Source organism: Mesobacillus persicus, assembly GCF_900109925.1.
In the GTDB taxonomy this organism is placed as follows: Bacteria; Bacillota; Bacilli; order Bacillales; family Cytobacillaceae; genus Mesobacillus_B; species Mesobacillus_B persicus.
The window spans coordinates 115,012-138,078 of the sequence record NZ_FOBW01000006.1; the positions used below are offsets into that span (position 1 = coordinate 115,012).

The 23,067-nt window shown below is 39.7% G+C and carries 26 protein-coding genes; 2 read left to right on the forward strand and 24 right to left on the reverse strand.

Annotated features, from left to right (window positions below; all coding sequences use genetic code 11):
- Positions 1-8: 8 nt before the first annotated feature.
- From hepT to BMX30_RS10220, 14 genes are all read right to left on the reverse strand, one after another.
- Positions 9-971: a heptaprenyl diphosphate synthase component II gene (gene hepT / locus BMX30_RS10155; RefSeq protein ID WP_090744583.1), complete on the reverse strand. Its 963-nt coding sequence runs from the start codon at positions 969-971 to the stop codon at positions 9-11.
- 16 nt (positions 972-987) lie between these two features.
- Complete coding sequence (locus tag BMX30_RS10160) at positions 988-1,692, reverse strand: demethylmenaquinone methyltransferase (RefSeq protein ID WP_090744585.1); 705 nt, start codon at positions 1,690-1,692, stop codon at positions 988-990.
- Between the two features lie 2 nt (positions 1,693-1,694).
- Positions 1,695-2,528, reverse strand: coding sequence for a heptaprenyl diphosphate synthase component 1 (locus BMX30_RS10165; protein ID WP_244532559.1), 834 nt, complete (start codon positions 2,526-2,528; stop codon positions 1,695-1,697).
- A 215-nt stretch (positions 2,529-2,743) separates the two neighbouring features.
- Positions 2,744-2,980 carry a trp RNA-binding attenuation protein MtrB gene (gene mtrB / locus BMX30_RS10170; protein WP_090744591.1) on the reverse strand — a complete coding sequence of 79 codons (237 nt, stop codon included), beginning with the start codon at positions 2,978-2,980 and terminating at the stop codon, positions 2,744-2,746.
- A gap of 12 nt (positions 2,981-2,992) precedes the next feature.
- Positions 2,993-3,559: a GTP cyclohydrolase I FolE gene (gene folE, locus BMX30_RS10175; RefSeq protein ID WP_090744595.1), complete on the reverse strand. Its 567-nt coding sequence runs from the start codon at positions 3,557-3,559 to the stop codon at positions 2,993-2,995.
- A 190-nt stretch (positions 3,560-3,749) separates the two neighbouring features.
- Entirely contained in the window at positions 3,750-4,022 is a 273-nt protein-coding gene (locus BMX30_RS10180; protein WP_139195392.1) for an HU family DNA-binding protein, read from the reverse strand.
- A gap of 365 nt (positions 4,023-4,387) precedes the next feature.
- Positions 4,388-5,866, reverse strand: coding sequence for a stage IV sporulation protein A (gene spoIVA, locus BMX30_RS10185; RefSeq protein ID WP_090744601.1), 1,479 nt, complete (start codon positions 5,864-5,866; stop codon positions 4,388-4,390).
- A 223-nt stretch (positions 5,867-6,089) separates the two neighbouring features.
- Positions 6,090-6,800 carry a hypothetical protein gene (locus BMX30_RS10190; RefSeq protein ID WP_090744605.1) on the reverse strand — a complete coding sequence of 237 codons (711 nt, stop codon included), beginning with the start codon at positions 6,798-6,800 and terminating at the stop codon, positions 6,090-6,092.
- A 33-nt stretch (positions 6,801-6,833) separates the two neighbouring features.
- Positions 6,834-7,034, reverse strand: a complete 201-nt coding sequence (locus BMX30_RS10195) for a DUF2768 domain-containing protein (protein ID WP_090744608.1) — start codon at positions 7,032-7,034, stop codon at positions 6,834-6,836.
- Between the two features lie 494 nt (positions 7,035-7,528).
- The gene (locus BMX30_RS10200; RefSeq protein WP_090744610.1) at positions 7,529-8,581 is read right to left on the reverse strand and encodes an NAD(P)H-dependent glycerol-3-phosphate dehydrogenase; all 1,053 of its coding nucleotides are present in this window, start codon (positions 8,579-8,581) and stop codon (positions 7,529-7,531) included.
- A 30-nt stretch (positions 8,582-8,611) separates the two neighbouring features.
- A complete protein-coding gene (gene der, locus BMX30_RS10205; RefSeq protein ID WP_090744956.1) occupies positions 8,612-9,922 on the reverse strand; it encodes a ribosome biogenesis GTPase Der in 1,311 nt (436 codons plus the stop codon).
- A gap of 164 nt (positions 9,923-10,086) precedes the next feature.
- A complete protein-coding gene (locus tag BMX30_RS10210) occupies positions 10,087-10,272 on the reverse strand; it encodes a capping complex subunit for YIEGIA (protein ID WP_090744613.1) in 186 nt (61 codons plus the stop codon).
- Entirely contained in the window at positions 10,262-11,149 is an 888-nt protein-coding gene (locus BMX30_RS10215; protein ID WP_090744616.1) for a YIEGIA family protein, read from the reverse strand. The genes BMX30_RS10210 and BMX30_RS10215 overlap by 11 nt, the downstream gene beginning before the upstream one ends.
- Positions 11,146-11,751 carry a YphA family membrane protein gene (locus tag BMX30_RS10220; RefSeq protein WP_090744618.1) on the reverse strand — a complete coding sequence of 202 codons (606 nt, stop codon included), beginning with the start codon at positions 11,749-11,751 and terminating at the stop codon, positions 11,146-11,148. The genes BMX30_RS10215 and BMX30_RS10220 overlap by 4 nt, the downstream gene beginning before the upstream one ends.
- A 108-nt stretch (positions 11,752-11,859) precedes the next feature.
- Between BMX30_RS10220 and BMX30_RS10225 the strand changes: the two genes are divergently transcribed.
- Positions 11,860-12,006: a YpzI family protein gene (locus BMX30_RS10225; RefSeq protein ID WP_090744621.1), complete on the forward strand. Its 147-nt coding sequence runs from the start codon at positions 11,860-11,862 to the stop codon at positions 12,004-12,006.
- Positions 12,007-12,044: 38 nt separating this feature from the next.
- On the opposite strand, the gene fni is transcribed toward BMX30_RS10225, so the two are convergent.
- The 8 genes from fni to prsW form a co-directional block, all read right to left on the reverse strand.
- Complete coding sequence (gene fni / locus BMX30_RS10230; protein ID WP_090744624.1) at positions 12,045-13,100, reverse strand: type 2 isopentenyl-diphosphate Delta-isomerase; 1,056 nt, start codon at positions 13,098-13,100, stop codon at positions 12,045-12,047.
- A 12-nt stretch (positions 13,101-13,112) separates the two neighbouring features.
- On the reverse strand, positions 13,113-14,252 hold the full coding sequence (rpsA, locus tag BMX30_RS10235; RefSeq protein ID WP_090744627.1) for a 30S ribosomal protein S1: 1,140 nt from the start codon (positions 14,250-14,252) through the stop codon (positions 13,113-13,115).
- Positions 14,253-14,447: 195 nt separating this feature from the next.
- The gene (locus BMX30_RS10240) at positions 14,448-15,029 is read right to left on the reverse strand and encodes a lysophospholipid acyltransferase family protein (protein WP_090744630.1); all 582 of its coding nucleotides are present in this window, start codon (positions 15,027-15,029) and stop codon (positions 14,448-14,450) included.
- Between the two features lies 1 nt (position 15,030).
- A complete protein-coding gene (gene cmk, locus BMX30_RS10245) occupies positions 15,031-15,705 on the reverse strand; it encodes a (d)CMP kinase (RefSeq protein WP_090744633.1) in 675 nt (224 codons plus the stop codon).
- Positions 15,706-15,794: 89 nt separating this feature from the next.
- Positions 15,795-15,989, reverse strand: a complete 195-nt coding sequence (locus BMX30_RS10250; RefSeq protein ID WP_090744636.1) for a YpfB family protein — start codon at positions 15,987-15,989, stop codon at positions 15,795-15,797.
- Positions 15,990-16,086: 97 nt separating this feature from the next.
- Positions 16,087-17,436 (reverse strand): germination protein YpeB, encoded by a 1,350-nt coding sequence (gene ypeB / locus BMX30_RS10255; protein WP_090744639.1) that lies wholly within the window; start codon positions 17,434-17,436, stop codon positions 16,087-16,089.
- A 12-nt stretch (positions 17,437-17,448) separates the two neighbouring features.
- A complete protein-coding gene (gene sleB, locus BMX30_RS10260; protein ID WP_170843849.1) occupies positions 17,449-18,339 on the reverse strand; it encodes a spore cortex-lytic enzyme in 891 nt (296 codons plus the stop codon).
- Positions 18,340-18,456: 117 nt separating this feature from the next.
- Positions 18,457-19,152: a glutamic-type intramembrane protease PrsW gene (prsW, locus tag BMX30_RS10265; RefSeq protein WP_090744645.1), complete on the reverse strand. Its 696-nt coding sequence runs from the start codon at positions 19,150-19,152 to the stop codon at positions 18,457-18,459.
- A gap of 95 nt (positions 19,153-19,247) precedes the next feature.
- On the opposite strand from prsW, the gene BMX30_RS10270 reads away from it, so the two are divergent.
- A complete protein-coding gene (locus tag BMX30_RS10270; protein ID WP_090744648.1) occupies positions 19,248-20,219 on the forward strand; it encodes an asparaginase in 972 nt (323 codons plus the stop codon).
- Positions 20,220-20,539: 320 nt separating this feature from the next.
- Here the strand turns inward: BMX30_RS10270 and BMX30_RS10275 are convergent, their stop codons facing one another.
- Positions 20,540-21,514 (reverse strand): YpdA family putative bacillithiol disulfide reductase, encoded by a 975-nt coding sequence (locus tag BMX30_RS10275; RefSeq protein WP_090744651.1) that lies wholly within the window; start codon positions 21,512-21,514, stop codon positions 20,540-20,542.
- A gap of 99 nt (positions 21,515-21,613) precedes the next feature.
- Complete coding sequence (locus BMX30_RS10280; RefSeq protein WP_090744654.1) at positions 21,614-22,891, reverse strand: Glu/Leu/Phe/Val family dehydrogenase; 1,278 nt, start codon at positions 22,889-22,891, stop codon at positions 21,614-21,616.
- Between the last annotated feature and the right edge of the window lie 176 nt (positions 22,892-23,067).

The window sequence follows — 23,067 nt, forward strand, 5'->3', positions numbered from 1 at the left end:
GCAACTTGCTAATATTTACGTTTGCCAATAAACTTAGCAATATCTCGCAATGTTTTCTTGGCTTTGTTTGGAGGGAGGTCATCAAGGATGGTTAACGCTTTTTTTAAGTATTGATCACTTAAAGCAAGAGACTGTTCAATCGCCCCTGATTGTTTGATCAACGAGATAATTTCATTCATTTCATCTCTAGAGATGTCTTCATGGACAGTTATTACTTTCTCGTATACCTCTTTATTTTGCATGGCATATAGGACAGGAAGGGTTATGTTTCCTTGTATGAGGTCATCACCTGCAGGTTTACCTAACTCTTGTTCCGTTGCAGTAAAGTCAAGAACATCATCGGTAATTTGGAAGCTCATCCCTACATAATAGCCAAAACGGAATAACTTCTTATGTAAATTCTCTTCTACTCCTGATGCTACAGCTCCAAGCTGACAACTAGCAGCAATAAGTAGAGCAGTTTTACGCTTAATCCTCCTTAAGTAATTCCTAAGGTTTTGGTCAAAATTATATTTATCTTTAATCTGTTCAATCTCGCCTACAGAAAGTTCAACAATCGTATTTGCAAGGATTTGATGTGCTAAAGGGTCTTTAATCTCGCCGATTAATTCAAGGGCCCTAGCAAAGATATAATCACCTGTATACATAGCAATTCGATTATCCCACTTAGCTTTAATTGTTGGTTGACCTCTACGTAATTCAGCATCATCAATCACATCATCATGGACAAGCGAAGCCATATGAATGAGCTCAAGGGGGACAGCCACATTCTTTATTACATTAATGTCATATGCCCCAAACTTCCCTCCGAGTAGCACGAACACGGGACGAATTCTCTTACCGCCTGCCCGTAATGTATGCAAGGATGCTTGACGAAGCAACGGAGATTGAGCTTCAATCGTCGATTCAAGCTCTTTCTCAATTGCATTTATATCTGAATTTAAATATGAATACATCATCTTTAATTTCATCGAAATCCACCCAGCACTATTTTTTATGTCCAATATGGACAGCAGCTACTCCACCGGTGTAAGGCTTGTAATGAACATCGACAAATCCGGCTTTTTCAAACATTTTGGCAAGATCTTTCATGCCAGGGAAACTACGTGCCGATTCCTGTAGCCAGGAATATTCTTTATAACTTTTAGCAAAAAGCTTTCCAAAGATCGGCATAATAAAACGAAAATAAAAATAATAAACCTGTTTGAATCCAAACATTTCCGGTTGAGACGTTTCTAAGCAAACTCCAATACCACCTGGCTTAAGTACACGATTCATCTCTTTTAATACCTGCAGATAATCAGGGACATTTCGCAACCCAAAACCAATCGTCACATAATCAAAACTATTATCCTCAAACGGTAAATCCATTGCATTTCCATGGACAAGCGTAATTTGCTTCAAATCTCGCTCTTTAACTTTTTCTTCTCCAATTTTCAGCATATTTTGACTGAAATCGAGGCCGACGACTTTTCCTTCAGAACCTACTGCTTCCGCAAGGGCGATCGTCCAATCAGCTGTTCCACAGCATAGATCTAGTGCACTCTGGCCAGGTTGGACATCCATCTTCTTCATTGTGTCCTTTCGCCATCTGATATGCTGTTTAAAGCTAATGACGGAATTCATCTGATCGTAATTTTTATAAATACTCTCAAAGACGCCGTGAACGCGTTCCTCTTTTGACTGCTCCATTTTTACCCTTCTTCCAACGTAAATTTTGTTATGGACCGATGTTGGCCAAGAATATCATCTAGACGTTCTTTCATGAGGTTATTTATGGCTGGCAGCTTTTTTATGGATGATTCAATCATGGTGATGGAAAATTCAATATATCGCTCACAAATGGAAAGGAGGTATTTTTGTTGTTCAGTTGAAATTTTAGGTAATTCCTGAGTATTCTTTGGGAATGATAGTTTTTTCAGTCCATCAAACACAACTGAAGTGCCAGTTCGTAAAAAATGGTCTTTTTCCTGAATCATCCGCTTAATAAACAAAAGATTTGAAGCCAGCTCTTTCCATGCAGCAGACTCAAATCGGTCAGTAATTCGGATGAAGAGAGATGATTCAACCATTTTCACACTTTCCATCAATTTATCTATTGCATCTGCATCCTTACGGTATACGGAGATTTTATGTTCATTAACCTCTTTCACGCCTGCCGCAAGAGTTGTAATCATCCTAATATCTTTAACATGTGCAAGCTGTTGATAAAATAAGCCACTATAATAGGTCCCCGCCAAAACCGTTAGTTGCCGATGTTTTAGTCCAAGCTCTTCACCTGGCTTTGAATTCTGGACATTTTCATGAGTATCAAGGGCTATTTGCAAAAGCATCGTAGTGACACTGTAATTATCTATTTCATCCTTTGTTAGACCTATTTGGTCAAAAAAGGACACAAGTAACAGGAGCCTGTCCTCATCTATAACTGGTGTCCCTATATTTTGAAGTAAATAGGGATGAAATAAGCTTGCTGATAATTGATCCCTTACGCTCTCTAATTTCATATGAAAATTTTGCAAATGAATCACCCTTGTCCTGAAGTTGGATTGTTTAGCATCATGCTCGCGCATCCAATATCGCGCATCTATTATTTGGCACCTAATTAAATAAATTTACTATTCAAAGCAGTGACCATTATATCATAATTTATAGTGACCATGGACATGAAATAAAAATAAAAGGCCATTACCAAATAATCTCAGTCTAAAATTGTAACAAAATTGATTTAATTAGCTAGTGGTCTTCACTGCTTTTTCTCACTACTAACCTCACCGTAAGCGGTCAAGATTTCAGCTTTCCCTCGGATTTTAATCGCCGAGGTGTGTTCAGTGAATTGAGCAATCATCACTTCACCCTGATCAAGTTTTTCGGAATGATGGAATCTCGTGTCAGTACCTCTCGTTAGACCAATAACATTTACCCCGTCCTCAATTGCTTTTATAACTACATAGTCCGTATTCTGGACTGGCTTCTTTTCCATTCTTTTTCACCTCTACTCTTTAATTAGTGCAAGAATCTCTGCACGTGCGCTAACGTCTTCCGCCAGAGTCCCCCTAACAGCGGAGGTTACCGTTTTTGAACCCGGTTTCTTAACCCCTCGCATTGTCATGCACATATGCTCAGCTTCAACCACGACCATAACTCCATGTGGCTCAAGCTTCTCCATTATCGCATTAGCAATCGTTGAGGTGATTCTTTCCTGGAGCTGCGGCCTCTGTGCAACGGCTTCAACTGCTCTAGCCAATTTACTTAATCCAGTCACTTTCCCACCTCGTGGAATATAGGCAACATGTGCCTTCCCATAAAAAGGGACAAGATGGTGTTCACAAATTGAATAAAAAGGGATATCCTTTACTAGAACAAGCTCCTCATGTTCTTCGCCAAAGATGGTTTCAAAATATTCCTTTGGATCTTTATTCAATCCTGCAAAAACCTCTTCATACATCCTAGCCACTCGCTTTGGTGTATCTAAAAGCCCTTCCCTATCAGGGTCTTCACCTACTGCTTCTAATATTAAACGCACCGCTTCCTCAATCTGGGCGTGGTTTACCTTGGTCATTCTTTTTCCTCCTAAGAACTCCACATAATTGTCTTCCAATATGTTTATAACATTTCCATATTAGCATAATTTTTTGTATACAGGCAAAATTATAGAACGAAACAGTAACTTGTATGGAACTTCCATGCAAGAAAAAAAAGACCGCTTAGTAGCGGCCTTTTCTCAAGTATGCATTAGCTAATTTATGTAATTACTTTACTGCATCTTTAAGTGCTTTACCTGGTTTAAAAGCAGGCACTTTGCTCGCAGAGATTTCGATTTCATCACCTGTTTGTGGGTTACGTCCTTTACGAGCAGCACGCTCACGAACTTCAAAGTTACCAAAACCAATTAATTGTACCTTATCACCACTAGCTAAAGCATTTAAGATTGAATCAAAAACAGCGTCAACTGCTTTTGTTGCGTCCTTCTTAGAAAGTTCTCCAGCTTCTGCAACTGCATTGATTAGTTCTGTCTTGTTCATGCCATTCACCTCCTCCCAAAAAATCCTGAATTATTGCTCAGAAACAACTCTTTTATTACATTTCTAAACAAAACGAAGGAATTCTATACGTTGCAATGACATATTTCTAACAATCTTTGTGCTTTTGGCCTAGTCTTATTAGAAATAAGTGTTAATCACTTGCTAAACCTTGTAGTCACAAGGGTTTGCAGGCCACAACGTTAATTCTGTTAAAAGATTATCATAATCATATAGGCTTATCAAGATATATTCAAGAAATAATGGTAATCTTTTCATCAATCAAGCAAAATAGCATGAAATCAGGCTTCGAAATGCTTTTTATTCAAAAAAAACAAAAGACTCCAAAAATGGAGTCTATAAAAAAATTACAATATAATAGCAATTAAACCGCCTGAGCCCTCATTGATAATGCGTTCTAATGTCTCTTTCAGCTTATAACGAGCATTTTCTGGCATCAGTGATAGCTTTGCCGAAATTCCTTCTCTTACAATCGAGCTTAAGCTGCGACCGAAAATATCTGAGTTCCAGATAGAAAGCGGATCGTCTTCAAAATCCTGCATCAAGTAGCGAACAAGCTCTTCACTTTGCTTTTCCGTCCCAATAATCGGTGAAAATTCTGATTCAACATCCACTTTAATCATGTGGATGGACGGCGCTACTGCTTTAAGTCTGACACCAAACCTCGATCCCTGACGAATAATCTCAGGTTCCTCGAGACTCATATCCGTTAATGATGGTGAGGCAATTCCATAACCCGTTTGCTTTACCATTTTTAATGCGTCTGCAACCTGATCGTATTCGGCCTTTGCATAAGCGAAGTCCTGCATCAGTTCAAGCAAGTGATCCTTACCTCGAATTTCTACCCCTACAATCTCTTTAAGGATATCATCATATAGATCATCCGGGGCGAACAAATCGATTTCTGCTACCCCTTGGCCCATCTCAATCCCGGCAAGTCCAGCACGGTCAATAAACTCAAAATCACTAAATTGATGGACGACCCTATCGACATCTCTTAATCTCTTAATATCCTTTACTGTCTCTTTGACAGCTTCCTGATAGCTCTCACGAAGCCAGTGATCTTCCCTTAGAACCATCACCCAACTTGGCAAGTTTACATTTACCTCTAGCACAGGAAACTCGTATAGTGCTTCACGAAGTACAGATAATACATCTGTCTCCCTCATGCTCTCAACGCTCATTGACACGACAGGAATATCATACTTTTCAGCCAATTCAGCTCTCAGCGTTTCTGTATTTGGATGATGAGGCTGAGCGCTATTAACCACCATAATAAACGGTTTTCCTACTTCTTTTAGCTCTTCAATGACCCTTTCTTCCGCCTCCAAATAATCCATTCTAGGAATATCTCCAATTGTTCCGTCAGAAGTAATAACCACTCCGATGGTTGAATGTTCCTGGATTACTTTTCTCGTTCCAATTTCTGCAGCCTCATTGAATGGAATTGGTTCTTCGTACCACGGTGTGTTAATCATCCTTGGTCCGTTTTCATCCTCATATCCCTTGGCGCCAGGTACCGTATAGCCTACACAATCTACGAGTCTAATGTTCACATCCAGCCCTTCATCTACATGAATGGATGCGGCCTGATTTGGCACAAATTTCGGTTCAGTAGTCATAATTGTTTTACCAGCAGCGCTTTGTGGCAGCTCATCTTGACAGCGGGCCCTATCCGCTTCATTGTCTATATTTGGTAAAACAACAAGCTCCATGAATTTCTTGATGAAAGTGGACTTGCCCGTTCGTACTGCACCGACAACTCCCAAATATATATCGCCGCCTGTTCTCTCGGCAATATCTTTAAAAATATCTACCTTTTCCAAGTGATCCCCTCCCGATCATAGAGTTAGTGGGAAAAAAATATCATCCTTTTGGTATTATGGGACAATATATATTTATGATGTTGTCCTATACCTCTATGACATTTTTTTAAATTTTTTTAGCTTTTATGCTATCCCACGCTGTATGTGGGGAATTCCCACAACCACTCCCTGAAGGAAAAAAAACCCTTCTTCCACAATATATTTTGTAGAAGAAGGGTTATGCCTAATTATCTAAAAAGATTGGTTCATTAAGATCTGGATCAATTGTATAAGGAAGCGAATAACCAGGCACAAACATCGTATTGACTGTTAGAATATGACGGATATCCTCACCAGGAGTAAGATTAAGGTCGTTCTCTCTCATAAGTTGGTACATGTCATTTCTGTAATCAACATAAATTTCTCCATCACCTGTAATTATATATGGAAGATTAGCTCCTGTATAAGGGCTAATAGCCACAGGATCTTCGGAGTATCCAAGCTTGCTAAAATCAAGCGTAAAGACATTTTTAGAAAGCTGTTCCTTAAACGGCGGATATTTATTTGTATTTATTCGCATTTTTATATCTCTAATTGTTTCAGCTACTCTTAAATCCAAGAGTTTAACGGTAGGATCTGTTTCTACATCGATTAAAACATATTGAAAGATGCCTCCACTTTCAAATGCATTACCCGGAATTTCAGGTATGTATACCGGGATTATTTTTTGAAAATCAATCAGATACTTTTGATAGATTGGTGTTGTTGCATCCTTTGTTTTTATGGGAAGGATTCCACTGTTTGCCTCTTGATATTTATCTACTGCCGTTTGTACCGCATCAATTTGAGTTTCATAGGGAATCTTGTTTTTTGCAAGATTCTCGTCAGGATACATGCATCCAGTTAAAATGAAAATCAGCAAAAAACCTGGTACTATTCTTCTAAGTTTATTCATAGGTCATTTCCTACTCCCATTACCAAATTTACCCTAACCGCTAGTCGGTCCACTAAACACGACCAGAAAGATAATTAAGCCAGCAGTAGCCATTAAGAAATAAGCAATAAAAGCTGCAACAAATTTTAGGATCCCCTTTAATTTATAACGACTGAAATAAATGATAACGAGCGACAAAAACATAAAAGCCATCCCAGCAAAAGAAACATACATTTTTAATAAAGCCGGTGACAAGGTAAACCACTCCCCTTTTCCGAGATGTATTATAACATAAAACCAATAAGCTTGGACAATCGGTAACTTTTTTTAATTAAAAGATTAGCTTTGTTAAAGGACATTGTTGTTTTTACTAAATGTTGATTGGAGCGGAAGGCACGAAGACTCCTGCGGGAGTACGGGGCTGGGGAGACCCCACAGGCGCTAAAGCGCCGAGGAGGCTCCCCGCAACGCCCGCGGAAAGCGAAGTGCCTGGAGCGTAAATCAACAGCTACCTTTAACAGAGCCAAAAGATTAGATAACTCTACAGTCTTTCGCTCCAAACTACTGAACTTTAACACAAAAATTCACAAAAAAACTGAGATAAAGGAAGGGGCATATTCCTCTATCTCAGTACAATGGTGACTAAATTACCCATACACCCAGTTCAAACCACCAGTTGCTTCGTTGCATTGTATGCAATGCCTAAAGTACTCGCATCCTCGAATGCCTATATTTAGAAAAATAATTATTTAATTGGCAGAATTTAAGCTAAGAATATCTGCTAAGTCCTCCATTTCATGGGTCTTTCTTCTTTTCATCAACCCATCTACCGCATCTTTAGGTTCGATTCCAGAGAAGAGGATTCCATATAGAGCAGTAGTGATTGGCATTTTAACATCATACTTCTCAGCTAGTTGGTACGCTGCCTTGGTGGTCCTTACCCCTTCAACGACCATACCCATTTTATCAAGCACTTCCTCAAGGTTATGGCCTTTCCCTAACATATTACCAGCGCGCCAATTTCGTGAATGGACACTTGTACATGTAACAATTAGATCACCGATTCCCGTTAGACCAGAAAAGGTTAATGGCCGAGCCCCCATTTTCGCTCCTAGGCGGGCAATTTCTGCTAACCCCCTAGTAATTAAGGCTGCTTTCGCATTATCACCGTACCCAAGTCCATCCGAAATCCCTGCTGCAAGGGCAATAATATTTTTCAAAGCACCACCAATTTCTACACCAACCAAATCTGGATTTGTATAAACACGGAAATTCTGATTGATAAATAAATCTTGAATTTGTTCCGCCGCCTCCATATTTTTGGCTGACACAGTAACAGTCGTTGGATGACGGAGACTGACCTCTTCAGCATGGCTAGGACCTGATAGTACGACAATATCTTTCAACAAACCGAGAGGCATCTCCTCTTCAATCATTTCGGAAATCCTTAATAAGGTATCCGGTTCAATTCCCTTACTAACATGAACAATTGTTAGTGGTTCCTTCCGAAATTGAACGATTTTTTTCAATACCTCTCTAATGGCTTTTGTCGGTACCGCAAGGATAATGGTTTCAACCTCATTTATCGCTTCGGATAAATCAGAATAACCTATAACTAATTTTGGCAAGGAAATATTAGGTAGATATTTCTGATTTGTTTGAGAGCGATTGATTTCTTCGATTTGGACAGGATTATGACCCCAAAGTCTTGTATGATGGCCATTGTCTGCCAATACCATTGCTAAAGCCGTTCCCCAACTCCCAGCACCAAGCACTGCCACATCTTTTGGTTTCCGCTCCACCTTCAACACAACCTTTTTTTAGAAGTAGTATTAATTACGTTCCCGAGCAAAAATCTTAATTGGTGTCCCCTCAAACCCAAACGCCTCTCGAATCCGATTTTCAAGAAATCTCTGATAAGAGAAATGCATAAGCTCAGGATCGTTGACAAAAACAACAAATACAGGCGGTTTAACTGCAACCTGAGTTGTGTAGTAAACTTTTAATCGCTTTCCTTTATCTGTAGGCGCTGGATTCCTAGCAACTGCATCCATGATTACTTCATTCAGAATCGTCGTCTGAACCCTTCTTGAATGATTTTCACTTGCCAAGTCAATCATCGGCACCAAGGTGTGAATTCGTTTTTTTGTTTTCGCTGATAAAAAGACAATTGGCGCATAACTAAGAAATAGAAAATGCTCTCGGATATTTTGCTCAAATTCTTTCATCGTCTTTTCATCTTTCTCGACTGCATCCCATTTGTTCACCACGATGATAACCGCACGTCCTGCTTCATGAGCATAACCAGCTATATGCTTGTCCTGCTCAATGATTCCTTCTTCACCATCAATTACGACAAGAACTACATCAGAACGTTCAATCGCTCTTAGGGCACGAAGGACACTGTACTTTTCAGTACTCTCATAGACCTTCCCTTTTTTTCTCATCCCCGCAGTGTCAATAATGACGTACTCTTGCCCATTATATTTAAAGTTGGAGTCAATCGCATCTCTCGTTGTTCCTGCAATATCACTAACAATAACTCTGTCTTCACCGAGAATGGCATTTGTTAAGGAGGATTTCCCTACATTCGGACGACCAATTAGCGAGAACTTAATGATGTCTTCATCATAATCCTTTCCGCCCGTTTTAGGAAAGTGTTTTGCAGCCTCATCGAGTAAATCACCAATTCCTAACCCGTGGGATCCCGAAATTGGAACCGGCTCCCCGAAACCTAAAGCATAAAAATCATAAATCTCACTGCGCATTTCTGGATTGTCTATTTTGTTAACACCAAGGACGACAGGCTTTTTTGTTTTATATAAAATTTTTGCTACCTCTTCGTCTGCTGCCGTGACTCCCTCTCTGCCATTCACTAGGAAGATAATTACATCTGCTTCCTCAATCGCTATTTCCGCTTGTAGTCGAATTTGCTCAAGAAACGGCTCATCACCAATCTCAATACCCCCGGTATCAATGATGTTAAAGTCGTATGCCAGCCATTCAGCCGAACTATAGATACGATCTCTCGTTACTCCAGGAATGTCCTCTACTATAGAAATGCGTTCACCAACAATTCGGTTAAAGATTGTCGACTTCCCAACATTAGGTCGACCGACAATCGCTACCACTGGTTTCGCCATGAATTTCACCCTTTCAAATGCACTAATTAATAGTTCATTATTTACTTTTTTCATATAGTTTTCCCCAAAAAAACATACGCTAAAAGAAAACCCTTCTTGAAATAGAAGGGTCTAGCTTACTAAGTTTATCAAATATGTTCCAATATAGGCAATGAAAACCTTTATTAATGCTTGACAATTACATAAAGGTCTTCAGTTAGAGAATGAGCAATTCCATCAAGAATAGCCTCAAGATTTGCTGTAATGGTCTCCATTTCTTCCTTTGAATCACAGTAAAAGACACCATGCCCAGCCGGTACTTTATTTTTATTTGTGGTAATAACAGCTAGTATATATTTTTCAAGATCCATTCTTCATCCCAACTTTCTCGGTGGACATTCTGATGGCATTTTCGAGAGTCGGCACGTCCCCTATCACTTTAATGGCTTTTTCAGCATCCCGTTCTTGAGGAAGAACAAACACACCCACACGCCCGTCGTCAAGGTCTCGTTTTGCCAGGGGAACTAATGCTGGAGTACCCGAATCTCGATAGACTCCTAGGGCCGTTGATACATCATGGAGGATCGCCTGACGCTGTCCTAGGTTTGCAATAGTAGCTCTTGCATTAAAGGTTTTCGGTTTTAAAATAAAGCCCATGCCATAACGCAAAACCTCTTTTTGTCTCTCTGGCAATCCGATATTCATAATATAAATATTATCTACATATAATCCCGCACCATCAAAGCGAGGTTCAACATACTCAATATCAACAATTTCTTTTAGTTTTCCACCTGACATCAGGAAATGCGAGAGAATCATTGATGCAATCGCAGCTATGATTCCTATCCATAAATTGAAAATAAGATAAGCTAAAGTACTAATAAGGGCTGTTAAAATGACCAAATAGTTACGACTCTCAAAAGCGATTGCAATTCCTTCGATATAGGTTTTCCCTCTTGTGACTAGTTCATAATGGTCAAGCTCGGTAAGTGTATTCCTTTCCATATTTCTTACTTCACGAAACTGAGAAGCAGCAACAGTTAGAAAGGTTATTGCTGTAAACTCCTCTTTTAAAATAGCAGGTCCGAAAACCGCGCCTAAACCAGCCGCTATAAACCCTAGAGCCACATGTATTATTTTTCCGTGTAGGTATGTAGGGTATTGACGATAATCAGTTCGCAGCATAAAAAGTCTCGATAATGTTCCCATAAATATTCCAAATACAATCGGAAGCGTATATTCTGTCACGTCGATTTCTGCCTCCCCCTTCCTTGATTAAAGTAATTTCCTGCTAGCTCAGCAACATAGTTGAAGGCACTCCACACTGCAACTAGCATAGTTAGTGATGCAATAACATCTAGAAACTCAGGAGAAGCCACAGGGTATGGAAAAGAGAGCTCCTTCATAATAATAGAGAAAAGAACCTCACCCAGGATTAATCCCGCAGTAATGGACATCAAACGGCGGTGTCTACTCGCTTGTAGTACCGAACCTATTATCATCCCCCCAAATGCAATCATCCACTTCCGATCAAATATGACCCAAACAGGGTCAAATAGTTCAAATAATAAAAAACTAACGTAACCTAACATCAAAATAAACGACGACAAGAAGACACTAAAAAACAATCTATGTTTCAATTTAAAGGTTTCAAGTATAAAGAACATCATAAGAATAAAGGCAGGCAGATGCACGTCAATCCCCATTATGACCGTCTTATAAGGCGAAGAAATGATTAATATAAGCAAACCAGCCGAGACTCTAAGGCGGTATCGGCTATCCTTAGACATAAAAAATGTTGCCCATATCCACCCCAACCATGAAAACCAGTAAAATATTGCACCTTCCATCGCGTCCCCTCCTATCATTTCCATTATGTCTGCATCATATGTACTTTAATCTTTCTTGCATAAACTTTTTCATGCGTCCCATGTTAAAGAAGAGGAGGTGGTGGAAAAATGGGAAAAGATAGACAAGAAACGAAACAAAGAAAGAGCGGCCATGTTGAGGCTGATCGAGATCAAGCCTTACATTATCCTGGAGCTTCAAAAATGCAAAGCCCTGAGGAAGCACATAGGCTTAATGACGGGAAACAAAGCGAGTAAAAAAGAAAAAAAATAAGCTTCAGCACTGTGGCTGAAGCTTATTTTTTTCTTTGACTATATCTTTTCGTGTCAATTCCTCTTTGATCAAGCCAATGCCAAGTAGATCCCGATATAATCAACGGGGCCTTTTGTAATTCTTCAACCGAATTTGTGCCTAAAGCGGTCATGATCATGATAAGCTCATGTTTCAAACGATTAATTAACTCGACTAGCACATTAGGACCCTGCTCAATTAACACCTTAAGAAAGTGTCCTGCCAATGCTGCCGCATTTGCACCTAAAGCAATACTTTTCGCAATATCAAGGCTAGTTTGAATTCCACCAGAAGCTATAATTGGATAACTATTGCTCAAGTGCCTTGCCTCAGCAATTGACACCGAAGTAGGTATTCCCCAGTCCTCAAAAAATGGAAGTTTATTAGAACCTCGTTGATTTTCAATTGCAGCAAAGTTGGTGCCACCAAATCCACCAACATCAACTGCCAACAGCCCTAAAGAAAAGAGAGATTCTAACGTTTCAATGCCCATTCCAAAGCCAGTTTCTTTTACTATAACTGGTACATCAACTGCATCAATAATCCTTCCTATCCTTAAAAGCATCCCTTGAAAGTCACGATCCCCTTCAGGCATTGCTAGCTCCTGGACAACATTGAGATGAATTTGCAGGGCATCTGCTTCAATCATCTTAACAGCTAATTTTGCTTGGTCTACAGTAGCTTCACTTCCAAGATTACCAAAGATAATTCCCGTTGGATGCTCTTCTCGCACGACTTCAAATGTCTTTCGTTCTTCAGCATTTTTCAAGGCTGACATTTGCGAGCCTACTGCAAGTCCAATCCCTGTTTCTTTAGCTACCCTCGCAAGGTTCCGGTTAATTTCAAGCGTACGTTCCCCACCACCACCGGTCATCGCATTGATAAAAATTGGCGAACTTAAAACAAGTTCGCCAATTTTCGTTTCTAATTTGATTGAGTCAAGCGAAGTCTCAGGAATGCTTTGGTGAATAAACGTAACATTGTCAAACCCTGTTTTGCGTAGCTGCCCAGTATCCAGGGCAAGCTTAATATGATCCCATTTTCTTTCAACTCTTGACATAAAGCATCACCATTATTGTTTTAAATTCTTAAGCTTATCTCCAATCATTTCGCCTAACTGAAAGCCTTTAGATTCTTCAGGGAGCTCATAATCAGATGCAGCTGCTTCCTCTTTCGCTTCAAATTCCTTCATACTAAGAGAAAGACGTTGATCAGTCTTATTAACATCTAGAACCTTTACCTTTACCTCTTGTCCTTCTTGAAGGACCTCGTGAGGAGTACCGATATGGCGATTTGAGATTTGTGAAATATGCACAAGACCTTCAACACCTGGGAAAACCTCAACAAAAGCACCGTAAGAAACTAGGCGTCTGACAACACCTTCGATGGTACTGCCCTTAGGAGCCTTCTCTTCGATATCAGCCCATGGTCCAGGCAAAGTTTCTTTAATAGAAAGGGAAATTCTTTCATTATCAGTATCTACACTTAGTACTTTAACCTGTACTTTTTGACCTTCTTCAACTACATCGGATGGTTTTTCAATATGCTCATGTGATAACTGTGAAATATGGACAAGTCCATCAACCCCGCCAATATCAACAAACGCTCCGAAATCCGTGATTCGTTGAACCGTTCCATCTAGAACTTGCCCGGCTTCTAGGGATTCGAGTAGTCCTTGTTTTTTCTGTGTCTGCTCCTGCTCGACAACAGCACGATGCGATAGGATTAGACGATTTTTTTCTTTATCGAATTCAACAATTTTAAACGTAAGGTTTTTCCCTTTATAATCTGAAAAATCTTCTACAAAGTGGGCCTCAACTAAAGAAGCGGGAACAAATCCTCGAACACCAAGGTCTACGACAAGCCCCCCTTTAACAACATCTTTCACTTCGGCTTCGAAGATTTCGCCACTTTCAAATTTCCCTTGCAACTCATCCCAAGCCATTTCTGCATCTACCTTGCGCTTCGATAGGATTAATGCATCCTCTTCTACCTTTAACACCTCAAGGTCGAGCTCGTCTCCCTCTTTTACTGCATCTTCAGCTTTCTCAATATGAAGACTAGAAAGCTCACTGATTGGAATAATTCCATCTAACTTGCTATTTTCGATGTTGATTATCACTTGCTTTTCTTCGACTTTAGTGACCTGCCCTTTTACGCGATCACCAGCACTGAAATTTTGTACCTCAATTTGATTCATATCTTCTGACATATGTACTCCTCCTTAATCCAATGAACTACTCGTAAAATATCGAGATTTCCTTATTTCTGTTAGTAGTTAGAGAATATTCAAAAAAAGTCTCTTTTCACTAACTTCTTATAAAACAGCCTTTTTGTCAAGCGATAAAGCGTCCCTTAACTCAGTTGTTTTTACTTGGGAAAATACTGACCCCTCGCCGTAAGTACCTTATTTGTGTTCATCTAATAGTTTACGGATTTCTTCCATAATTAATTCAGTAGCTTCCTCAGCAGAGCCCTTACTTTTCCTAACAGCCTCCATACTAATTGGCTTGCCATAGACGATTTTCAATTTACGAAGAGGTTTATAAGGTCCGACTACGGCACATGGAACGATTTCGGCATCCGTTCTTAAAGCAAAAAAGCCTGCCCCAGCTAAGCCTTTCCCAAGCTCCCCTGTCTTGCTCCGAGTTCCCTCTGGAAATAGTCCTAGGACTTTCCCTTCCTTTAGGATTGCCAGTCCTTTCCTTAATGCTTCACGATCGCTCATTCCCCGTTTAACAGGAAACGCATTTAGGTGGGGAACCAGTTTCCCAAGGATAGGAACTGTAAACAGCTCCTCTTTAGCCATAAAGTGGACGGGTCTAGAGGCCATCATTCCAACAATGATTGGATCGAAATTATTAATATGGTTAGAACAGAGCAGGACGCCCCCCTCTAGAGGGATATTCTCACGGCCTATCACTTCCACACGATAAAGAGGCTTGAACACACCATATACAACGGATCTGGCAAAGTCATAAAAGGTCATGTCATCCAATCCTTTCAAGAGCAAGCTTCAATATTTGATCAACAACCTGCTGAATGGTTAGGGATGTCGTATCAATTTCAACTGCATCCTCCGCCTTTTTCAAAGGTGCTACTTCCCGTTCAGAATCAAACTTGTCCCTTTTAGCAATTTCCTCTTTTAGGATTTCAAGATTAGAAGGATAGCCTTTTTGAAGGTTCTCAGTATGTCTTCGCTGAGCTCTTTCCTCAACACTTGCAAGTAGAAAAACCTTCACTTCGGCTTTCGGTAATACATGAGTTCCAATATCTCGCCCATCCATCACAACGCCGCCCTTTTCGGCAAATCGTTTCTGGCGCATAACCATTTCTTTTCTAACCGCTTCATGAGCTGCCACAACGGAAACATTGTTTGTCACTGCAGCTGTTCTAATTTCCTTTGTTACATCTTTGCCATCTAATAACACAACTTGGCCCGTCTCACCAGGCAATAATTCAATTTCTGATTTATTTAAGATATCCATTAGGGCAGATTCATTATGAAGGTCCACTTGTTTATCCAACGACTTGTACGTTAGTGCTCTGTACATCGCACCTGTGTCGATATATATGTATTGCAGTCCCTCAGCTACGATTTTAGCCACGGTACTCTTTCCTGCGGCAGCTGGGCCGTCTATTGCTATTGATATCCTCTTTTCCATAGTGCCTCCTAAAACAAACGGTGTTAATAATCTTCTCTTCATTTTAACACAAGATGAGATTCGAAAAAGCAAGAAAAAAAGAAAGCAGGTCATTTCCCTGCTTTCTTTAGTTCCCATATCGTTTCTACCGACTCAGCATTTTTTTCTTTCACAACCCCTTCATATTGGGTAATGGTCTTTAGCTCGGGGAAAACGTTTAACTGATGGAAGAAAAGCTGGGTGATCAATAAAAAAGCAAATTGAATGATAGCTAATTTTACTAAGATTCTTTCAAAGGTCTTCACAAACAGTCCCACCCTTTCTTTGCTAGTATGGGAATGTTTTCCGTTTATTATCCCCTTGAACTCTTTATTAGGAAAGAGGAAAAGCCTTAGCTTTTCCTCATACTACATCTTCATAAATTTGTTCTGCATTATCCAACTTTTCAACTTTCTCTTCTATACCACTTTCAGCATTGATATAGATACGGTAAGTATCATCTCCTAATACTCCAGTAAACTCATGACATAATACTTCTTTGGTTAAATCATTGAGAATAACAGCCTGGCGTTCTTCCATAATTTTAACCTTAGGATTCACTTGTTTTTTTGCCTCAGCTGCTGTGATTTTTGGTTCAGCAATCTCTCTTTCATGATGTGACTTTAGGTAATCCTCTGCTGAGAATCCGATGATATCACCGTTATCTAGAGCTACCTTCATTGTGATTGCATCAGGGTAGATTCGTGTGTCCCCGTTTGTACCGACAAAAGTGAATACTCCCATATTGTCATATTGTGCACTTTCAAAAAGGTCAAGATCCGTAAAATTGTGATCCTTTAAGAAAGCAATCGCTTTATTCGTTGCGTCATTTAAACTGATTTTCTGCTCTTCCACCTCTCGTGAAACCAAAAACCAGATGGGAAAGCCACCTTTTTTCGTTATGTCCATTGTCGCATGACTTTTATTGCGGTCACCTTCCATGTAGACACTGAAAAAGCCATAATCAGCACCTTTTCCATTCTCTGTTACCTTCGTTTTAAAGTTCTCACCAGGTGTAACCCATTTTTTTGCTGTTTCAACCGCTTCTTCCTTATTAATCTTCTTTCCCTTTAAATATTTAAAGTTGTCATCCTCTTTTTTTATGCCGACCATTCCTACTCCAAACTCAGTCTCCGAATAGCTTTCTACGGTTTTCTCGACGGTTTTAAAGCCATCAATAATTGTATTGTCTGCTGGCGCACCTTCAGTAGCTAGCGCTAATTCGACATCCATCCATGTTAAATGATTATCAAGGACCATATGTTGAACTTCCCTTAAATCATTCTGAATATCAGCAGATTCTTTATACAAGGTTTCTAATGTAGCATATTCTTCATCCGTCAAAGGTTCATCATCTAAATCACGAATAGCGGTTTTATATGCAAAATTCCCCACATTCGCCAAGAACTCCTCTGTTTTATTAAATGGAACCAGTGTCAAAGGGAGCTGTCCTACATCATTATGTGCCTGAGAAGTAATCTTCCAAACTTCCGCTAGGGCTGGAGATAAGGAACTCCTAGAGTTCATTGCCAGTGAAGTACCGATTTTATCGTTTAACAAGTCCATCTGAAAGGATAGATCATGAAATGCTCTTTGATAATTATTTTCCGCATTTTGAAGAATTGCATTTTTTTCTTGATGCTCTTGATAGCCCCAAAACGCTGCACCAGCAACCCCAATCGTAAGAATTGTAATCAAGATTCCTCTTAGCAAAATTCCTCACCTCTATTTACAAAAGATATGTTTACCGATTTTCTTAATCTGTGGGCGACCCCAAATCCAACTGCTGGTTGCGGTATCTGGATTAAAGTAGTAAGTTGCTTCACCAGTAGGATCCATACCGTTTATCGCATCGAGAACTGCTTTTCTAGCCGTTTCATTTGGTGTCAACCATATCTGGCCATCTGCAACTGCAGTGAAAGCTAGCGGCTCAAATATTACTCCCGATACAGTATTTGGAAATGTTGCACTCTCCAGTCTATTAATAATGACAGCTGCAACCGCTACTTGCCCTTCATAAGGTTCTCCGCGCGCTTCACCATAAACGGCATTTGCCATTAATTGAATATCATTTTGCGAAAATCCATTAGGTGTATTTGCAGCAGTAACTTTAGAAGGAGCAGCTTGTTGCTTTGGCGCAGGCTGATTAGCACCTTGTTGGTTCGCTCCTTGATTATTCCCTTGCGTCCCAGAAGGCTTATTTCCCTGGGCACCTGATTGATTATTTTTTGGCGCCGCAGTGCCTCCACCTTGTTTATTGATATCAGTTCCACCATAATGGGTGAATTTTTTGCCTTCGTTAATATTTTTCTTAACATGTTCCTTATGGTATTTTGATGCCTTAACGAGTTTAGCCTTAGTTTGTTGTCCTGCTAACCCGTCCACTTTCATTCCGAATTCATATTGAAAATTTCTAAGTGCCCAGTAAGTACCCCAGCCGAAGACTCCGTCAATTTTCCCGTTGTAAAACCCAAGATATTGGAGCCTTGATTGCAATTCAATAACGTCATCTCCAACTGCACCTTGCTGAACGACTTGATTGGAAAAAGCCTCTGCCCTCTGTTCAAAGTGACTACATGGAACAATCGCGATTAGTAGTACTAGCACAGTAACCATTTTTACTAATGATTTGATTTTCACGAATAACCCCCCAAGATGTATACTAGTAACATTTAAGATTAATCCTATTTTTTGTAACATCAGTTGAATTATGCAAGAAAATAAAAAAAACCCTCATTTCCCTGAAATGAAAGGTTTCTCAAAAAGGAGATTATCCTCAAAATGTTTGGTACTCATTAAGCGAGCTTTTTTCACTTTTTTCAATCCAACATACCAAAGGAAGATCATGAATGGAATCATCAGATTCAGCCAATCCTCCAAAGTAATTAATATATAGTTATAACTTCCATGTAACATTACCGGGACAACGAGAGAGAGCCATAACCATTTCCACTTCGATTCTAATGAAAACTTTCCCTTGCCGAGGTAATACCCCATAATAACACCAAATAACGCATGACTAGAAACAGGAAGAAGAGCACGACCAACCGCATATTCTAGGCCATTCGCAAAGAGATAAAAGATATTTTCAACGGTTGCAAAACCTAGTGATACTGAAGCTCCATATACAATGCCATCGTAAGGTTCATCAAAAGAAACATGTTGGTATATAGTGTAGAACAGAATAAACCACTTAAAGAACTCCTCTAGTAGTCCCATGGTTATAAAGGGTTCATAAAATAAGCCCTGCATAACATTTTCCTTATCAAGTACATATTGGATGAACATGATAGGAAAAACCAGCAAGGCACCAGATATAAATGTCTTAAAGACAATAGAAAACGGCTCTGAACCGTATTGATCTTTCAAATAAAAGTAACTTAGGAGCGCCAGACCAGGAGCAATTCCAGCAGTAACAATTCCGAGCATGAGCTATCCTCTTTTCAAATTGTTTTAATCATCGTATCATGATATGAATAGAAAGAAAATGAATTCTTCTAGATTCAGGCGGAAGGAGAAAAAATTTGAAAAAAAACATTCTACTTATACATACTGGTGGTACTATATCCATGAGTGAGGATAATAGTGGTGCTGTTAAACCAGGTGCAAAGAACCCGTTAACTGAAGAAGGCCAAATTCTAAGTGGCCTAGCAAACCTGATTGTTGAAGAACCATTTCACCTCCCTTCACCTCATATTACACTGAGGGATATGATGACATTAAAACAAATGCTAGACCATTATGCAGAGAAAAACTGGATTGATGGGGCAGTTATTACGCACGGAACCGATACGTTAGAAGAGACTGCCTATTTCCTAGATCTTACTGTAAAGGCTAACTTTCCAATTGTTGTAACTGGGGCTATGCGTTCTAGCAACGAGATTGGTTCTGATGGTTTATATAATTTAATCTCAGCAATAAGGGTAGCGTCTAGTGAAGATGCACGAAACAAGGGCGTACTCGTGGTATTAAATGATGAAATTCACACCGCAGAGAACGTTACAAAAACGCATACAAGTAACGTCTCAACATTCCAAAGCCCTCAATTCGGACCGATTGGAATCGTAACAAAACAAGGTATTTTGTTTCATCATATGCCTTCTTATCACGAGAATTACGCGATTTCTGATATAACCAAAAAGGTCGTGATTGTTAAAGCTCACGCCGGAATGGATTCATCCTTACTTTTAGCTGTTCAGGACCTAAAAGTTCATGGTGTAGTAATAGAAGCACTAGGCCAAGGAAATATGCCCCCAGCGACAGTCCCAGGTATAAAAGCATTAATTGCTAATAATATCCCTGTGGTTATTGTTTCCCGCGCCTTTAATGGAATTGTCCAGGATATTTACGCTTACGAAGGTGGCGGTAAACAACTAAAAGAAGCAGGAGTCATCTTTTCAAATGGACTAAATGGTCAAAAGGCCCGGATAAAATTATTAATTGCCCTCGAAGTTACCAATGACATGAAAGAAATCGAAGAAATGTTTCGAAATTAAAGGCGTCAACTTGCTACAAATCTAAATATATCCTATTAAAAGTTCATTGGAGCAGAAAGCACTTAACTACTACGTTGGGTGACCCGCAATACGTCTTATGAAGGATAGTTTCATGTTGGTTTTTAGCTATTTTCATCTTCATCGGCCTTATGAAGATGGTTTCCTGCTACATTTTCCGTCTTTTTCGTCTTCACCAAGCGCTGTTAAGTCAACCTAGCACACCCACTATTCGTTGAGCACTTAGGAGTGGAACCAACACTCTGTATTAACGGATGAAAATATTAAAACGGCAGTTCTGTAAAAACAGACTGCCGTTTTCGTTATTGCGCTTGTTCTTTTCTCTGGATTGCCGTTGCAATTTGCCCGCCATGGAAGCGTCCATTTTCAATAAAGATCTCATTCGCTTCATTTCCTGCAGCTAGAACACCTGCTATGAAAATCCCTGGAACATTAGTCTCCATTGTCTCTGGATCAAAAATAGGACGACCAGTCTTTTCATCAATTCCAACATCCATTTTCTTAATAAACTGATGATCAGGATGATATCCAGTCATAGCAAACACAAAGTCATTCTTTATAATTTTTTGTTTCCCATTTTGGACAAATATGAGTTCTTTTTCCTTAATTTCCTGAACAACAGAATGAAACTCCATAGCGATAACACCTGTTCGAACTAGTGCCTCAAATTCAGGAAGAATCCAAGGTTTAATGCTGCTTGAATATTCTCCCCCGCGGTACAATACCGTTACCCTAGCTCCTGCTTTAACAAGTTCGAGAGCGGCATCGACGCTAGAATTTTTTCCACCGATAACAGCAACATCCATATCAAAGTATGGATGTGCCTCTTTAAAATAGTGTGAAACCTTTGGCAAGTCCTCTCCTGGTACTCCTATGTAGTTAGGGTGGTCATAATAGCCTGTAGCAATAATGACATGCTCAGCGGTGTACTCAGCCTTATCAGAACAAATCTTAAAGAACCCATCGTCTTGTTTTTGTACATTCTGTACCTTCTCAAACGGATGAATCCGCAGCTTTTCACGTTTTACGACCTCTCGATAATAAACAAGAGCCTGATTTCGTTTTGGTTTATGTTCCTCAGTAATAAACGGAACATCGCCAATTGATAATTTCTCACTACTGCTAAAAAAGGTCTGGTGTGTTGGGTAATGATATATTGCATTAACGATGTTCCCTTTTTCAATAATCAACGGATTTTTCCCTATTTTCTTTACTGCGATCCCCGCTGCAAGGCCACAAGGGCCACCACCTATAATAATAACATCTTCTCTTGACATCTTTTGTTGTCACTCCTTAAAAAATCCACCAATAAAAAAATCTCCTACATTAAATGATAGGAGATTTTCGTTTCACATTCAATAAAGAACAACTATTGTTTAAATCCACCCTCTAAATCTGCTAGCTTCAGCCATTTTTCGAACGCCAATCATATAGGCTGCTAAACGCATATCAACCCGTCTACTCTTGGCCGTCTTATAGATACTTTCAAAGGATTTAACCATTACCTTCTCTAGTTTTTCTTCTACTTCTTCTTCTGTCCAGTAATAACCCTGGTTATTTTGTACCCATTCAAAATAAGAAACAGTAACCCCTCCCGCCGACGCTAACACGTCAGGGACAAGTAGGATTCCACGGTCAGAAAGGATTTGTGTCGCCTCTAAAGTCGTTGGTCCATTTGCTGCTTCGACCACAATGCTAGCCTTGATATTATGGGCATTTTCCTCGGTAATTTGATTTTCAATTGCAGCAGGAACGAGAATATCACAATCAAGTTCAAGTAGTTCTTTATTGGATATAGTGTTATTAAATAATTTTGTTACTGTCCCAAAGCTATCACGTCGGTCGAGTAAATAATCAATATCTAAACCTTCTTGATCATAAAGAGCTCCATACGCATCGGAAATCCCAACAACCTTAGCACCCGCGTCATGCATAAATTTAGATAGGAAGCTACCAGCATTTCCAAATCCTTGGACAACGACTCTAGCCCCTTCTAATTCAATCCCCATCTTTTTGGCTGCTTCACGAATACATATGGTTACGCCTTTTGCTGTTGCTGATTCCCTTCCATGGGACCCACCTAGGACCAAAGGTTTTCCTGTTATGAAGCCTGGAGAATTAAATTCATCAATTCTACTATATTCATCCATCATCCATGCCATAATTTGTGAATTTGTAAACACATCGGGTGCGGGGATATCTTTTGTAGGTCCGACGATTTGGCTAATTGCGCGAACATATCCACGGCTTAATCGCTCTAATTCCCGAAAACTCATATCGCGAGGGTCACAGATAATGCCACCCTTTCCACCACCATATGGCAGATCTACAATCCCACATTTCAAACTCATCCAAATTGACAGCGCTTTCACTTCTTTTTCCGTTACATTTGGATGGAATCTTATTCCACCTTTAGTTGGCCCTACAGCATCATTATGCTGTGCCCTATAGCCAGTAAAAACTTTTACTGAACCATCGTCCATCCGAACAGGGATTTTGACAGTCATCATTCTTAGGGGTTCCTTCAGAAGTTCATAGACCTCGTCAGGGTAGCCAAGCTTCTCTAAAGCCTTATGAATAACAGTTTGCGTTGAACGCAGGACGTCAAGTTTATCTTCTGTATTTACATTCCCGTCATTTTGTGCGGCCGCCATTCTTGAAATCCTCCTAAATTACAATTACAGTTGTTATAGAACGCTTTCATGACATAGTATACACCTTTGGATATTTAATGCAAGAAGAAAGAAACTGGTTTTTGATAAAACTTTTATATATAAGACGAAGATTATCGTTAGTCGAATGTTTAGTTCTTATAAATAAACAGCAGTCT

Excerpts from the sequence above, each read along its gene's own strand:
- BMX30_RS10210 (WP_090744613.1), bottom strand. The coding sequence starts at position 10,272 with ATGGATCTTGAAAAATATATACTAGCTGTTATTACCACAAATAAAAAT.
- BMX30_RS10280 (WP_090744654.1), bottom strand. The coding sequence starts at position 22,891 with ATGGCGGCCGCACAAAATGACGGGAATGTAAATACAGAAGATAAACTT.
- der (WP_090744956.1), bottom strand. The coding sequence starts at position 9,922 with ATGGCGAAACCAGTGGTAGCGATTGTCGGTCGACCTAATGTTGGGAAG.
- cmk (WP_090744633.1), bottom strand. The coding sequence starts at position 15,705 with ATGGAAAAGAGGATATCAATAGCAATAGACGGCCCAGCTGCCGCAGGA.
- BMX30_RS10220 (WP_090744618.1), bottom strand. The coding sequence starts at position 11,751 with ATGGAAGGTGCAATATTTTACTGGTTTTCATGGTTGGGGTGGATATGG.
- BMX30_RS10190 (WP_090744605.1), bottom strand. The coding sequence starts at position 6,800 with ATGAATAAACTTAGAAGAATAGTACCAGGTTTTTTGCTGATTTTCATT.
- fni (WP_090744624.1), bottom strand. The coding sequence starts at position 13,100 with ATGTCAAGAGTTGAAAGAAAATGGGATCATATTAAGCTTGCCCTGGAT.
- BMX30_RS10180 (WP_139195392.1), bottom strand. The coding sequence starts at position 4,022 with ATGAACAAGACAGAACTAATCAATGCAGTTGCAGAAGCTGGAGAACTT.
- sleB (WP_170843849.1), bottom strand. The coding sequence starts at position 18,339 with ATGGTTACTGTGCTAGTACTACTAATCGCGATTGTTCCATGTAGTCAC.
- BMX30_RS10160 (WP_090744585.1), bottom strand. The coding sequence starts at position 1,692 with ATGGAGCAGTCAAAAGAGGAACGCGTTCACGGCGTCTTTGAGAGTATT.
- BMX30_RS10240 (WP_090744630.1), bottom strand. The coding sequence starts at position 15,029 with ATGACCTTTTATGACTTTGCCAGATCCGTTGTATATGGTGTGTTCAAG.
- BMX30_RS10275 (WP_090744651.1), bottom strand. The coding sequence starts at position 21,514 with ATGTCAAGAGAAGATGTTATTATTATAGGTGGTGGCCCTTGTGGCCTT.
- mtrB (WP_090744591.1), bottom strand. The coding sequence starts at position 2,980 with ATGGAAAAGAAGCCAGTCCAGAATACGGACTATGTAGTTATAAAAGCA.
- prsW (WP_090744645.1), bottom strand. The coding sequence starts at position 19,152 with ATGCTCGGAATTGTTACTGCTGGAATTGCTCCTGGTCTGGCGCTCCTA.
- folE (WP_090744595.1), bottom strand. The coding sequence starts at position 3,559 with ATGACCAAGGTAAACCACGCCCAGATTGAGGAAGCGGTGCGTTTAATA.
- rpsA (WP_090744627.1), bottom strand. The coding sequence starts at position 14,252 with ATGTCAGAAGATATGAATCAAATTGAGGTACAAAATTTCAGTGCTGGT.
- BMX30_RS10225 (WP_090744621.1), top strand. The coding sequence starts at position 11,860 with ATGGGAAAAGATAGACAAGAAACGAAACAAAGAAAGAGCGGCCATGTT.
- hepT (WP_090744583.1), bottom strand. The coding sequence starts at position 971 with ATGAAATTAAAGATGATGTATTCATATTTAAATTCAGATATAAATGCA.